Below are 13114 nucleotides of genomic sequence, written 5' to 3'. Positions count from 1 at the left end.
CTTCTCCCCCTATTACCCATTACCAGCGCGAAGCGCTACAGTGAATGAAAATTGCCACTTGGAATGTTAACTCGATTCGTACCCGACTAGATATTGTTCTGAATTGGCTGCGAGATAACCCAGTGGATGTGTTGGGGTTGCAGGAAACTAAGGTAATTGACGATCTATTTCCGCGATCGCCCTTTGAAGAAGCAGGATATCACGTTTATATCTCTGGCCAAAAGGCTTATAATGGTGTCGCCCTGATTACGCGATCGCCCCTTTCGGATGTCAGCAGTGGCTTTAGCCCCATTTTAGGCGCAGATCGGGTGGGGGAGTTTGACGAGCAAAAGCGTTTAATTACCGGAGTTTTAGACAATATCCGCATTATCACAGTTTATGTGCCCAATGGTGGCGACTTTGAAAGTAATAAATATTTCTATAAATTAGATTGGCTCTCGCTTCTACAAGATTATCTTGATATTCTCCTCAAGCGCCATCCCCAAGGGGTGTGTATTAGTGGCGATTTTAACATTGTTCCGGAAGATCGGGATGTGCATTTTGACGTTTCTCCCAATAGCCAAAAAACCGGAACGACTGCCAAAGAAAGGGAAGCCTTGCAACGCATTCTCAAGTTAGGATTAGCCGACGCTTTCCGGAAATTCAACCAAGAAGAAGGTCAATATACTTGGTGGGATTATCGCCAAAATTCCTTTAAGCGTCAGCGAGGTTGGCGTATCGATCATCACTATTTATCGGCTCCGTTAGGCGATCGAGCTTCAAAATGTATCATTGATATCGCCCCTCGACACTTGTCTAAACCGAGCGATCATACTCCCGTAATTGTCGAGTTTTAATCCCTATTTTTTTATGATCAAAATATTATTAGTAGACGATCAAAGCTTAGTCAGAGAAGGATTATCGAGTCTCCTACAAACCAAACCCGATCTAGACGTAATTGGAGCTGCTGAAAATGGCAAAGTTGCCGTTGAACGATCCCTATCTTTACAACCGGATGTCGTTTTAATGGATGTACGGATGCCGGTTATGGACGGGGTTGCTGCGACTAAAGCGTTGCAAGAGCAGTGTCCCCACATTAAAGTTTTGGTCTTAACCACCTTTGATGATGATGAATATGTCACCCAAGCTGTGCTTTACGGTGCGAAGGGCTATTTATTAAAGGATACGCCCTCAGAAGATTTAGCCGAAGCCATTCGATCGGTTCATAAAGGTTATACCCATTTGGGGCCAGGATTATTAGAAAAAATGCTTACCAGTCAACCCGAACCAGAGGTGAATTCTGCACCACCAGAGTTACAACTGTTAACCCCAAGGGAGCAGGAGGTTTTGAAGCTCATTGGTGCGGGTTATAGTAATCGGGAAATTGCCAAAACCTTGTATATTTCTGAGCGCACGGTGAAAAACCATGTAGCCAATATTTTGAGTCGGCTTAATATCCGCGATCGCACTCAAGCGGCTATCCTGATCAATACCAAGTTTTCCAGCAGTAATGGATGAAGGATAACCCTCACATCCAACGCCAAATTTTAATGGTGGCATCACCACTACCGGTAACTAAGGTTAAACCATCTTGGCTTAAGGCGATCGCCCTCACCCACCAGGAGTGATCGTCTAAGGTAGAGATGGACTTCCAGTTCTCTAAGTCCCAGATTTTGATGGTGCGATCGCGACTACTACTCAACAATACCTGACCATCAGGACTAAACACTAAGCCAAAAATAGAATCGCCATGTTCAGTTAACGTGCGAATTTGATGACCCTTGAGTGAATCCCAAATCCGAATCGTACCATCATCACTACCACTGGCCAAAATCCGATTACGGGGACTAAACGCTAACGCATTAATCCGTTGCGCATGGCGCGGTAAATTTAAATGGAGCGTTCCCGTTTCCACATTCCAAACCTTCACCACTCGGTCTTCTCCTCCACTGGCTAACCAGCGACCATCAGCACTAAATGCTAAGGCATTTACGGCATCCGTATGACTGGTTAAGGTTAACAAAAGTAATTGTTCCCATTCGCCATCTGGAGTCACGGCTAACTGTCGCACTCGTACGGTTTTATCGTTTGAGCCACTAGCTAATAAACTGCCACTGGGACTAAACACCAGAGTATTTACCCAATCACGATGATCGTTTAAAACCAAAATTGGTTGGGTGTGAACAATTTGTTTATCAATAGACTCTGGTAAACGCCAAAATAAAATCCGCTTATCATGACTCCCACTGACTAATAATTCCCCTTCAGGATGGATAGCAACAGCTCCCACAGAAGCCTCATGACCCGTTAAGGTAGACAGCAGAGAAACCTTCTCTAATTTTTGCCCGCTCATCCGCCACAAACAGAGGGTTTTATCTTCACTGGAACTGGCTAAAAGATTGCCTTGGGGATGGATAGCTAAATCCTGAATTTTACCACTATGGTGATGGAGGGTATGGACACAATGCCAATCTTGAACTGCAGGAGGAGAGATTAAATACCCTTCCGGTACAATCACATTGGGGGGACTCGGCACAGGGTTCATATCGGCAATCACAGCTTGGGCTGACTGATAGCGATCGCTGACAATATCTTTGAGCAGTTTATCTAAAATTTGTCCCAGGCGATCGCTAATTACAATCTCTTGTTCTTTGAGTGTTTCTCGCCATAGCCAATTCCCCGTTAACGGATCGAATAATTCATCAGGCGATAACCCCGTCAGCAAATGAATACAAGTCACCCCCAAACTATACAAATCACTGGCCGGATAGGCGCGACCACTGCGGATTTGTTCTATAGGAGCATACCCTTCTGTCCCAATTTTTGTACCGACTCTGGCCATTCCAGTGGCCGTTAACTGTTTGGCAATGCCAAAATCAATTAACACCAGTGCTTTGTCTTGTTTACGGCGAATAATATTCGTGGGTTTAATATCCCGATGCACCACTTTATAGCCGTGTATATACCCTAAAACCGGTAATAATTGTTCGAGAATATCCCAGATTTGCTTCTCACTAAATGCCCCTTGATGCCTTAACTCTTGCCATAGGGTGGGGCCACGAATAAGCTGTTGAACTAAATACAACTGTTCCTGATGTTCAAAATAGGCTAATAGGGTGGGAATTTGTGGATGTTCTCCCAATTCATGCAACCGCATGGCTTCTTGGTAAAACAAATCCGTGGACTTTTGCACCGATTTGTCCCGTCGTTCTCCTGTCGTTTGAATTTGGGGAGAAAATTGTTTAATCACGCAGAAGCTGCGAAGTTTGTCTTCATCAACCGCGAGATAGGTACGACCCATTCCCCCCCGTCCCAGGGGTTTGAGAACTCGATATCGACCCCTAAGCAGCTCTGTTAAGGGTTTTCCACAGTTTTGACAAACCCCTGCATTCTGTGGATTTTCGGGGTGGTTGCAATTGGGGTTTAAGCAGTAGGCCATAGCCGGAAGAGCAAACAATAGTCGCGTTTCTAATCTATTCTGACAGAGGATGGTAAGGTTGGGGTAGGGGTGAGGGAATGGGGGCGTGGGGGAATAAGGGGATTGGGAGACACTCCAGACACTGCAGACACCGGGAAATCACTTATTCTTTACTCCCTACTCCCTATTGCCTATTCCCTAATTGGCTAGGGTTTTATGAAAGTCTTGTTGTACTTTTTTCGCCAAACGGCGAGAAACTTCGCGGACAATTTGTTGCAGGAGGCGATCGCTAGTCGTTTGGATCAAAGATTGGGGTAAGCGATGGATAAACTGGGGAAATCTTACGCCTACTGTTAGATCTAGACTCCATTCCCAGCGTGTCATCACTTCCGGTAGAGGTGAGGGAAGGATGAGATAGCTTTGCAGTTCCTGGAAATATTCTGGGGTAGGACAACAGGGAATTTCGGCCAGATAAAATTGTCCGTGGAAGTTTACTTGATAACCTGGGGGCGTATAATTGGGGAGTTCAATGCTACAAATGCGATAAACTCCTGTTTCATCACAGGGAATCAGTTCGAGTCCTATTCTAACTTCAACTTCAAATTGAAGCGCTCCATAGCGACCAATGAGTAAATCATAGGCATTGTCGCCGATAGAGATCGCTTTCATCGGTAGGGCACACCGAGTAAACCAACTCGAGTGATCGTTGACATAAGTAGCAACTAGAGTCTCTGGTGCATAGAGTTCTACACAGTCGGCATAGTTGAGATGAAAGTACATCCATTCAAAGCCCATTGCCTGAGATACTTTAGAGGACAAGGCTTTGAAGCGATCTCCGAATTTGGGCGATCGCTGAGGTTGTTCGGGAGAGGAAACGTGGTTTTCAGAGCCGGAATCTTGAGAACAAGCATCTGTCAAAACGAGAAAAACCTCCTAGAAACCAGATTGAGATATTCCATTGTATTACCAGATCGTCAGGGTTAGGTTCTCAGGAGCAATAGGATCACCATGCAATCAATGAGGCTCAAATCCCTTAAGAGGTCTTTATTCTTGTTTTCTTCTGGTGAGCTTGAAGACGATTCAATTTCCGTGACGCTCTCCCAGGCTACTCCCGCAACCTGACAAATCTTTTGAAATGCATGTCGATCGATGGGAATCCTACGCCAAAACCTGCGTAGGGTTGCTTGCGATGTTTGAGCATCATGCCACCAGAGAGCGGTTTGAGTTTTTGTCCATCCTTTTTGGCGAATAGCTCTATAAACGTTGTCTAGTCCGGCTTTGGAGGCTGTGAGTGTATCTGCCATAACCCTATCTTGCGATTGCAACAACTAGAGAAGTGCATGACCTCTCTATAGGGTTCTCAGTTTTTAAGCTCAATTTTTATGCACTTTGAGCGAAATTGTTACATAAATTTACATTTTCGGGGTAGGAGGCAACTGGCAATCGATCCACTTGCAAAAAATGAGTCAAACTGAGTCAGTTTTTGCCCTTCAATCTGATATTGTTAGTAAATTGCCCAAAAAACACACAATAAATCATTAATTTCTTTTAATCTTCAAAACAGTTTTTGTTAGCTAAAATAGATAAGTTAGTATGGAGACACGAAGACATAAATGCAAGAGGAACTGAAATCAGAATCCATCTGATTTCACCTCTTTTTCTCCTCTAACTCCCGCACTGCAAGGGCTAAACATCTACCGATCGAGAGACTAGACTGATGATTCGCTTCGGGACACAAGAAAATGACATAATCGTTGAAACCCAGGAAAATGATATTGTTTGGGGACTAGCGGGGGCAAATATTATTGCTAGTAATGCAGGCAGTGATGAACTCTATGGACACCAAGGAAACGATGTCATTTTAGGCGGAATCGGTGCAGATACAGCGCTTTGCGCTGGGGAATAGGGAATAGGGTTGTGGTACATGGAGAGAGAGGATTCAAGCTTGTGTTTCATAACAGCGCTTTGCGCTGTAACATCTGGGGAGGACTCGATAATGATTTCATCAGCCTCGGACTATGCTAGAGTAGCAGAAAATGCAACAGTACAAGGGTTATGGAAGCCTTAAGAGATCGCTCTCTCCTCCCCGATCTCTACAATCGCAACTATTACCTGTGGCTAGAAACTACATCACAGTTGTTACGAGATCGCCAACTCGATCGCATCGATCTAGAGCATCTAGCAGAAGAACTCGAAGATATGGGGAAAAGTGAGAAATGGGAGATCGAGAGTAACCTGGAAATCCTGCTGATGCACGTACTCAAATACCAATATCAAACTGAAAAACAGACCAATAGCTGGGGCTATACCATTTACGAACATCGCGATCGCATTCATAAAGCCTTTCGAGATAGCCCCAGCCTAAAAAATATTTTAACCAAATTTTTGAGGATTGTTATGCAAAAGCACGCCAGCGAGCTGCGATTGAAACCGGAATCAACAGGGATGATTTTCCAGAACTGTGTCTGTTTTCCATAACCGAAACCCTAGATATCAACTATTGGCCGGAAAATCAAGCCGCAGACCACTCCAGTTTTGAGTCCTAAATTGTTAAAACTTGCACCCATTCTCCTGGATGAATCCGATCTTTTCCTGCGGGAATTACAGCAAACCCGGTGGTTCCAGCTAAATTAATTAAATTAGCGGAAATTTGCAAACCTGGAGCTAAATCGAACTCACAGCCTTGGGGAGTATAAGCTAAATTTCCCCAAACATAGGTTTCTCTGGGGCCTCCACGTAATAAGCAGCGATTTTGGGCTAGGACAAATTTCGGTTGCCATCCACGGCTATAACCGGATAGCTTTTTCAGAGCCGGTTGTACAAATCTCCAAAAGCAAACTAATGCCGAAACTGGATTTCCCGGTAAACCAAAATAATATAAACAACTGGGAATTGAGCTTTCGATAAATGTGGCAAAGGTTAAGGGTTTACCGGGTTTTATCTTTACTTTTGTCACATGGAGCGTTGCGCCTAATTCTTTCAAAATTCGGTCAATATAATCATATTCTCCGACAGAAACTCCCCCGGAAGAAATGATTACATCCACCATGGATAAGGCTCCAGAAATCGCTTTTTGAGTCGCCTCTGGGTCATCGGGAATAATGCCAAAACAATGCGGAATGCCTCCCATTTGGGCAATCCCGGCAGCAAGAGCATACTGATTAGAGTCTACAATTTGACCGGGTGCTAAGGGGCGATCGCAAGGAACCAATTCATTTCCTGTAGCAAAAATTGCAACTCTCAGACGACGATAAACGCTAACTTGGTTACATTGGGCAGCCGCTAAAATGGCAACTTCGGGCATATTGACGAGCATTCCTGATTGCAGCAAGATATTACCCGCTTGATAAAAGCTCCCTTGTTTGCGGATAAATTCTCCGGATTTAGTAGCCCTCAAAACCGACACTTTTTGGTTCTGTAGCTGAGTGTTTTCCTGCATGACGATGGTATCTGCACCATTGGGAATCATCGCTCCCGTAAAAATGCGGACGGCTTGTCCTCGCTGTAGAGTGAAATCAGGCACTGTACCGGCCGGCACTTCTCCCACAACTTCCAGAACTGCCGGATTTTCTGGGGAACACTCGCGCACATCCAGATAGCGAACAGCGTAGCCATCCATGGCTGAGTTGTCCCAATGGGGAAAATCGAGACTACTGGTGACTGGACGAGACAGTACGCGCCCCCTGGCTTTATCCAGGGTGACCATTTGAGACTCAGTTTCGGGGTTGAGGGGATAAATGCGATCGAGAATTAAGCGTTCAGCTTCGGCAACAGGTAGCATGGTTAGGGAATAGGGAATAGGGAATAGGGAATAGAGAGTTGTTAATTAACGGCAAATTTTGTAAATTTCCGTGCATTTGGGTCGTGAAAACCAAGGACAATCAATTGTACAATCACCTCTTGTTCGGGATTGTGATGAACCTCTTTGGCAGATATCAGGATTCATCAGGTTGGGTTAAAAATTGTTTGAGTCGGAGTAAACTGAGGGTTTGACCTAAGTTGAGCGGTAGTAAAGTCACTCCTTCAAGTCGGGACTGTATCCATCCGTCGCCCCACATCCATTCATGGAAGCCGTCAATGCCATGACTTAGGAGTAAGCGTAAGTGCCGATCGCCAGCCAAGTCAACTTGATGGGCGATTGCCACCGGCCCTATCCTACTCGTAAACGTAACTCCAGCACTCAATAGTTCTGGTAACCCCTCCGATAACGTTTGCGGCCATAACCACTGACGCAGGCGATCGGGATACAACAGACTCTGACGAATCTTAGCTTCAGAAGCCTCAACTTCTATCCGTAACTGACTCGATTGAAATGTCCCAAACATACCTATCAATCTCAATTGCAAGAGTTCCCTTCTCCAGTATGCCAGAGAGATTTGTCACTGATGTAAAGTTCACTTCCCTGTTTAGAATAAGGAAAGTGTAAAGAAATGTAAGGGGTTTTATGGTAGACCAGTTAATTCGGGCAACGGCAGCCGAGGGTGGTATTCGAGCAGTGGGCGTAATTACTACTCGCCTCACGGATGAGGCTCGTCAACGACATAACCTGTCCTATGTGGCGACAGCAGCGCTCGGACGCACCATGGCGGGAGGATTATTATTTGCCTCTAGCATGAAAAGACCGGGATCGAGAGTAACGATTAAGGTGAATGGGAATGGTCCTTTAGGTTCGATTTTAGTCGATGCGGGTTTAGATGGTACGGTGCGCGGTTACGTCCACCATCCCAGTGTCGAGCTACCCCCCAATGAGAAAGGAAAACTGGATGTTGGAGGAGCAGTCGGTAGGGAAGGCTATTTATATGTGGTGCGAGATGTGGGCTATGGTTATCCCTATTCCACCACCGTAGAATTAGTCTCTGGAGAAATTGGTGAGGATTTAACCCATTATCTGGCCACTTCTGAACAAACTCCTTCGGCTCTCATCCTAGGGGTCTTTGTAGATGCCGATGGAGTACAAGCGGCTGGGGGACTTTTGCTGCAAGTTTTGCCGAAAGCAGCCGAAGACGAAGAGCTGGTGAGTGCTTTAGAATCTCGTGTATCTCAGTTATCTGGGTTTACTCCTCTGCTCCGGGCCCATAAAACGCTGCCAGAAATTTTTCAGGATTTGTTGGGGGATTTCGATCTGCACATTTTTCCAGAAACTCAGATGGTGCAGTTTTATTGTCCCTGTTCGGTGAATCGGGTCTTAGGAGCGTTGAAGTTACTAGGACAGGAAGAACTACAAGATATGATCGAAAAAGATGAGGGTGCAGAAGCCACTTGTGAATTTTGTCAGGAAGTCTATCACATTAATTCCGATCAGTTGGCAGAATTGATTGAAGATTTACAAAGTAATACCGGTTCTTAGAGAAGCCAACCCGAAGTTTTATTCAGGCTCGATCGGTTGGCGTTTCTGAACGACAACGGTAGGATAAGAAGACCAATTATCGGAACCGCCAAGGTTCTTAGGACTTTTCTTCAAGTCTCAAACCTAGCCCGATAATCTTTTACCTTTTGCCTTTTGCCTAGCTCAAAGCGCTATTTTTGCTTTGTTGATTGGCGATCGCCTGCATTGCCCCCATAATATAGCAAGTTTCCCAAACTGGCCCTATGAATTCTCCATCCCATACCCCCGACCCCAATTTCAAGGTTCAGAATATCGGCCCTCAATCCTGGTTATTCTGGATTGCCCTGATCGTTCTTGTGCCAGGAGGTTTAGGTTTTTTAAGTATGTTGACTTTGGTAAAACTGCCGAAGTTACCCAACTGTGACCAGGTTCAATGGGCAACGGCTTCCGCTTCTCTACGGTTGCATTGTGCAGAATTAGCAGCTCAAGAGCAGACAGGAGAAGGGTATTTAGAGGCGATTGAAATTGTCAATGCGTTGCCGATGAATCATCCCTTACGACCTCGGATTAATCAATCGATTGAGGATTGGGCAGAAAATATGCTGGTTTTGGGGGATATGCTGTTTGAACAAGGTAAGTTGCAAGAGGCGATCGCTACAGCGCAAAATATTCCCAGTGATACCACAGCAGCCGATTTGGTCAATAATCGGCTGCAACGCTGGCGGGGAATGTGGGATAAGGCGGAAGAGATTTATGCAGAAACAGAAAATTTAATCCGCAAACGGCAATGGACTCAGGCCTTCCGCCAAGCGACACAATTGCTCAAGATCGATAATGTTTATTGGTCAGAAAACCGCTATCAAGAATTGACGCAATTGATCCAAATGTCTCGTCAAGATGGTAAAACGTTGGCCGAGGCAGAAGATTTGGCAGAGTTAGGAACGGTGGAGGATTTGCTCAAGGCGATTGAGTTAATGGAAAAGGTTGAGAAGTCGAGTTATTTGTATGGAGAGGCTCAAAATCTGATCCGTAAAGTGGGGGGCCAGATGATGGAGGTGGCTGAAGAGCAGTTAGAGGAGCAAGATGCCCAAGGCGCGATCTCTATTGTACAAAGAATTCCGGCTACTGCCCAAATGGAGAAACAGGTGGAAGATTTTACGGTTTTGGCTAAGGCTCATCAATCTACCTGGAGTAATACCGTTTCAGGATTAGAAAAAGGGATTACTCAAGCGAAACAGATTGATATTAAACGACCTCTCTATGGCAAAGCTCAAAATCTAATTTCTCGATGGGAACGGGAAATTGAAGATGTGGCTCGATTGGAAAAAGCTCGTAATATGGCTCGTGGTGGTGGGGTGGATGATTTGGCCAAAGCGGTGGCAGAAGTGTCCTTAATCTCTAGCAATAATCCCCGCTATCAGGAAGCCTCAACTTTGCTGAATACCTGGAATACTGAAATCCAAACGATTGAAGATCGGCCGTATTTGAATCGGGCTGAATCTTTGGCCATAGGCGGAACCCTGGAGGATTTGCGATCGGCTATTCAGGAAGCGAGTATGATTAGTCCCGGTCGCACTCTCTATACTCAAGCCCAAGAGAAAGTTGACCGTTGGCAAGACCAAGTGGAGCGGATTGAAGATCGGCCCTATTTAAATAATGCCCAAAGTTTGGCCTTTGCGGGTGATGCTCTCTCTTTACAATCTGCCATTAATGAGGCCCGACGGATTGGCTCTGGACGGGCGTTGTATCCCCAAGCTCAGGAGAAAATTCGTCTGTGGGCGGATCAGTTAGAGCGTCTGGAAGATAGACCGTATCTGGATCAAGCGCGAAATTATGCCAATTTGGGCGATCTAAGCGGGGCGATCGCCTCAGCCAGCCAAATTTCTCCCGGTCGCGCTCTTTCTGATGAAGCTAATGGTTTAATTGAGGATTGGCGATGGGAAATGAGGGGACAGGATAATCTACAAACGGCTCAACAAATAGCGGCTAAGGGTTCGCCAGAAGATTTAGTTGCAGCTATCAATCGAGCTGAACAAATCCCTTGGGAACATCCTTTACGTTCGAGTGCTGAACAGGAAATCAATCGTTGGGGGCAAGAATTGCTGAGTTTAGCACAAGCGCGATCCAGTTACGATCTGCCAGGGGCGATCGCCATTGCCGTTAAAATTCCCCCTAGCCATAGTCTCTATTCCAGCGCTCAATCCCAACTTAGGTCTTGGGAAGCGCGTCTAGCTCCTCCCGTTTATACCCCAGAACCGGCTCCTCCGGTACTTGATGTACCAGAGTCTGTTACTCCAGTACCGGGTTTGGAGGTGTTACCGATTTCTAATCCCAAGTAACAAGGAATAATAGGCCATTTCCACGTCCCCGCGTCTCTATGTCTCTCGACTCCCTGCCTAATCTAGGGAAACGGCATCCACATCAACTGTGTTTTTGGAAGTCGTTTCACTACTGGGGGAGGTGGGCGTTGATGGCTGTTGTGCTTTCACTCGGTCTAAAATTAGTTGGGAGACCTCCGAAAGCAAAATGACCATGACTGCCACATCATCAATTTGACCAGCGATCGGAAGTATATCCGGGGAAATATCTAGGGGGCTAAAAATATAAACTAACGTCCCCAAAATAATCCACCAGCGATACTGGGGATTACGAATCATATTCCGATACCAGGTGTACAGGGATTGAATTGGGTTACTCATAGAATCTCTTTCTCTCATTGCCTCCATTGTGGCAAACTCTTATCTAAAATGCGGGTAAGGATTTCCCCACCTAGCTCGACTGCAAGGGAAAACCTGATAATAAACTCCGAACATCCTAAAATGTAAGACAATCGAAGAACACCGATCCATTACCCAGCGTTTAGGCACAGAAAACCAGATAACTATGACGATCGCAGAAATTTTAGAGAAGGGGGGGTTAACCATTGGCCCATTACTGTTCTTATCCGTACTTGCCCTCAGTACTATTATTGAACGGTTATGGTTTTGGTGGACGGTCTTAACCAAGGAAAAAGAATTGATTGTGCAAATTCTCGAAGCTGCACGGGAAGACTGGAGAACTGCACCGGAAATTGCCCGACGCACTAGCGATCAACCTGTGGGTCGATTTCTTTATGCTCCTTTACGGCTGAGAAATCCCGATCCGGAGGTCTTTCGGTTAGCCTTGGAAGCAGCAGCCGATGATGAATTGGCTGCCATGCGCCGAGGAGATAAAATCCTAGAGGCAGTTATTTCCCTCTCTCCTATGTTGGGACTCTTGGGAACGGTGTTGGGATTAATTAATTCCTTAGGCTCTATTAGTATTGGCGATTTAGCTACGTCTTCTACCCGTGGGGTAACCTTGGGGATTGGGGAAGCTTTAATTAGTACTGCTGTGGGTTTGGTCATTGCAATTACTGCTGTTGCCTTTTATCGCTTATTTCAAGGCTTGATTTTTATGCAAGTGAAGCTCTTTCGCCGCGCTGGAAGTGAGCTAGAGCTATTGTATCGTCAACATTGGTCGGATGAGGAAAGCGATTATCTAGAAAAAACTCCCCGCACATTACGCAAAGATTCCGTGAAAGCGGATGGTTCCGATGCTCCTTAATGAAGAGGGAGATCTCCCTCTTCATTAAGAAAGTGAGATCTTCCCGGACTTTTTTGGGTTTCAATCCAACTTATTTGTTGCACCCACATCCGTGATGTCCGCAGCCTGAACCGTCAGGATGGCCATTGGCGCAAGCCTCACTGCAATAAACCTGGCCATTGTTCTGTACCCCAGTTTCCACATCAACAACACACAGGCAAGACTCACAAGCACATTTCATTTGGGTCACAGTTACCATCAGATTGTCTCCTTTACTGAATATCTGAATAGACATTCATATATTAGCACATAAATCTTGAAAACTTGTTCAGAGATTGTTAAATTTGAATAAGGAGCCAAAGAATAGTCTATTCACTTACTCATTACTTCATTACTCCCTCTATGCCATCCCAACCTGACCTCTCCCAGTCCATTGCCTCCCTAAAAACGGGTGACTCCCCTCACTGCTCGCCCCACCAGGAATTAGATACAGAACACCGCCAAGATCTAGAGTCTCATCTTCTGCATCCTCGGAAAGCTCAAAGAATGGCAGAATTCTTTAGTATTCTCGGAGACCCCAATCGCTTAAGAATCCTATCCTTATTAGCTACGGAAGAATTGTGCGTGTGCGATTTAGCCACGACCCTAGAGTTAACGGAATCTGCTGTTTCCCATCAACTGCGAACCCTCCGCGCTCACCGGCTTGTCCGTTACCAAAAACGGGGACGAAAAGTCTATTATTATCTAGACGATCGCCATATCCTCGATCTCTATCACACCGTTGCCGAACACCTGGACGAAAGTAGGGAATAGGGTTGTGGTGTATG

Annotated in this window: 14 protein-coding genes and 1 pseudogene; 8 read left to right on the top strand and 7 right to left on the bottom strand. The window is 45.6% G+C overall.

The features are described from left to right. Positions 1 to 44: 44 nt before the first annotated feature. Positions 45 to 836: an exodeoxyribonuclease III gene (gene xth / locus AC3A14_RS01775; protein WP_318697904.1), complete on the top strand. Its 792-nt coding sequence runs from the start codon at positions 45 to 47 to the stop codon at positions 834 to 836. A 13-nt stretch (positions 837 to 849) separates the two neighbouring features. Next, positions 850 to 1497 carry a response regulator transcription factor gene (locus AC3A14_RS01770; protein WP_318720108.1) on the top strand — a complete coding sequence of 216 codons (648 nt, stop codon included), beginning with the start codon at positions 850 to 852 and terminating at the stop codon, positions 1495 to 1497. A gap of 10 nt (positions 1498 to 1507) precedes the next feature. Here the strand turns inward: AC3A14_RS01770 and AC3A14_RS01765 are convergent, their stop codons facing one another. The 3 genes from AC3A14_RS01765 to AC3A14_RS01755 form a co-directional block, all read right to left on the bottom strand. After that, on the bottom strand, positions 1508 to 3418 hold the full coding sequence (locus AC3A14_RS01765) for a serine/threonine-protein kinase (protein ID WP_318697918.1): 1911 nt from the start codon (positions 3416 to 3418) through the stop codon (positions 1508 to 1510). 177 nt (positions 3419 to 3595) lie between these two features. Next, on the bottom strand, positions 3596 to 4315 hold the full coding sequence (locus AC3A14_RS01760; protein ID WP_318697906.1) for a DUF1997 domain-containing protein: 720 nt from the start codon (positions 4313 to 4315) through the stop codon (positions 3596 to 3598). A gap of 62 nt (positions 4316 to 4377) precedes the next feature. Next, on the bottom strand, positions 4378 to 4701 hold the full coding sequence (locus AC3A14_RS01755) for a hypothetical protein (RefSeq protein WP_318697907.1): 324 nt from the start codon (positions 4699 to 4701) through the stop codon (positions 4378 to 4380). A gap of 413 nt (positions 4702 to 5114) precedes the next feature. Here AC3A14_RS01755 and AC3A14_RS01750 point away from each other — a divergent pair, with 413 nt between their 5' ends. Both AC3A14_RS01750 and AC3A14_RS01745 read left to right on the top strand, forming a co-directional pair. Continuing rightward, positions 5115 to 5303, top strand: coding sequence for a hypothetical protein (locus AC3A14_RS01750; RefSeq protein WP_318697908.1), 189 nt, complete (start codon positions 5115 to 5117; stop codon positions 5301 to 5303). A 149-nt stretch (positions 5304 to 5452) separates the two neighbouring features. After that, positions 5453 to 5943, top strand: a pseudogene (locus AC3A14_RS01745) (DUF29 domain-containing protein). Here AC3A14_RS01745 and AC3A14_RS01740 read toward each other — a convergent pair. Together AC3A14_RS01740 and AC3A14_RS01735 are read right to left on the bottom strand one after the other, a co-directional pair. Next, positions 5940 to 7178: a molybdopterin molybdotransferase MoeA gene (locus AC3A14_RS01740; protein ID WP_318731732.1), complete on the bottom strand. Its 1239-nt coding sequence runs from the start codon at positions 7176 to 7178 to the stop codon at positions 5940 to 5942. The pseudogene AC3A14_RS01745 and the gene AC3A14_RS01740 sit on opposite strands and share 4 nt — an antisense overlap. A 154-nt stretch (positions 7179 to 7332) precedes the next feature. Then, a complete protein-coding gene (locus tag AC3A14_RS01735; protein ID WP_318731733.1) occupies positions 7333 to 7722 on the bottom strand; it encodes a hypothetical protein in 390 nt (129 codons plus the stop codon). Positions 7723 to 7841: 119 nt separating this feature from the next. On the opposite strand from AC3A14_RS01735, the gene hslO reads away from it, so the two are divergent. Further along, positions 7842 to 8744, top strand: coding sequence for an Hsp33 family molecular chaperone HslO (hslO, locus tag AC3A14_RS01730; protein WP_318697911.1), 903 nt, complete (start codon positions 7842 to 7844; stop codon positions 8742 to 8744). A gap of 242 nt (positions 8745 to 8986) precedes the next feature. Beyond that, positions 8987 to 11062, top strand: coding sequence for a hypothetical protein (locus AC3A14_RS01725; protein ID WP_318731734.1), 2076 nt, complete (start codon positions 8987 to 8989; stop codon positions 11060 to 11062). 57 nt (positions 11063 to 11119) lie between these two features. Here AC3A14_RS01725 and AC3A14_RS01720 read toward each other — a convergent pair whose 3' ends face one another. Beyond that, entirely contained in the window at positions 11120 to 11422 is a 303-nt protein-coding gene (locus AC3A14_RS01720; protein WP_318731735.1) for a YkvA family protein, read from the bottom strand. Between the two features lie 184 nt (positions 11423 to 11606). On the opposite strand from AC3A14_RS01720, the gene AC3A14_RS01715 reads away from it, so the two are divergent. Beyond that, complete coding sequence (locus AC3A14_RS01715; RefSeq protein ID WP_318731736.1) at positions 11607 to 12308, top strand: MotA/TolQ/ExbB proton channel family protein; 702 nt, start codon at positions 11607 to 11609, stop codon at positions 12306 to 12308. 70 nt (positions 12309 to 12378) lie between these two features. Here the strand turns inward: AC3A14_RS01715 and AC3A14_RS01710 are convergent, their stop codons facing one another. After that, positions 12379 to 12546, bottom strand: a complete 168-nt coding sequence (locus AC3A14_RS01710) for a metallothionein (protein WP_318731737.1) — start codon at positions 12544 to 12546, stop codon at positions 12379 to 12381. A gap of 143 nt (positions 12547 to 12689) precedes the next feature. Here AC3A14_RS01710 and AC3A14_RS01705 point away from each other — a divergent pair, with 143 nt between their 5' ends. Next, a complete protein-coding gene (locus tag AC3A14_RS01705; RefSeq protein WP_318698348.1) occupies positions 12690 to 13100 on the top strand; it encodes an ArsR/SmtB family transcription factor in 411 nt (136 codons plus the stop codon). Positions 13101 to 13114: the final 14 nt, after the last annotated feature.

It is taken from the genome of Roseofilum sp., from assembly GCF_982964205.1.
The sequence above is the reverse complement of the archived record's forward strand: the minus strand, read 5'-3'. Positions and strand labels throughout refer to the sequence as shown.

Bases quoted from the DNA above. Each gene is read 5' to 3' on its own strand.
- xth (WP_318697904.1), top strand. From the start codon at position 45: ATGAAAATTGCCACTTGGAATGTTAACTCGATTCGTACCCGACTAGAT.
- AC3A14_RS01770 (WP_318720108.1), top strand. From the start codon at position 850: ATGATCAAAATATTATTAGTAGACGATCAAAGCTTAGTCAGAGAAGGA.
- AC3A14_RS01765 (WP_318697918.1), bottom strand. From the start codon at position 3,418: ATGGCCTACTGCTTAAACCCCAATTGCAACCACCCCGAAAATCCACAG.
- AC3A14_RS01755 (WP_318697907.1), bottom strand. From the start codon at position 4,701: ATGGCAGATACACTCACAGCCTCCAAAGCCGGACTAGACAACGTTTAT.
- AC3A14_RS01750 (WP_318697908.1), top strand. From the start codon at position 5,115: ATGATTCGCTTCGGGACACAAGAAAATGACATAATCGTTGAAACCCAG.
- AC3A14_RS01740 (WP_318731732.1), bottom strand. From the start codon at position 7,178: ATGCTACCTGTTGCCGAAGCTGAACGCTTAATTCTCGATCGCATTTAT.
- AC3A14_RS01735 (WP_318731733.1), bottom strand. From the start codon at position 7,722: ATGTTTGGGACATTTCAATCGAGTCAGTTACGGATAGAAGTTGAGGCT.
- hslO (WP_318697911.1), top strand. From the start codon at position 7,842: ATGGTAGACCAGTTAATTCGGGCAACGGCAGCCGAGGGTGGTATTCGA.
- AC3A14_RS01725 (WP_318731734.1), top strand. From the start codon at position 8,987: ATGAATTCTCCATCCCATACCCCCGACCCCAATTTCAAGGTTCAGAAT.
- AC3A14_RS01720 (WP_318731735.1), bottom strand. From the start codon at position 11,422: ATGAGTAACCCAATTCAATCCCTGTACACCTGGTATCGGAATATGATT.
- AC3A14_RS01715 (WP_318731736.1), top strand. From the start codon at position 11,607: ATGACGATCGCAGAAATTTTAGAGAAGGGGGGGTTAACCATTGGCCCA.
- AC3A14_RS01710 (WP_318731737.1), bottom strand. From the start codon at position 12,546: ATGGTAACTGTGACCCAAATGAAATGTGCTTGTGAGTCTTGCCTGTGT.
- AC3A14_RS01705 (WP_318698348.1), top strand. From the start codon at position 12,690: ATGCCATCCCAACCTGACCTCTCCCAGTCCATTGCCTCCCTAAAAACG.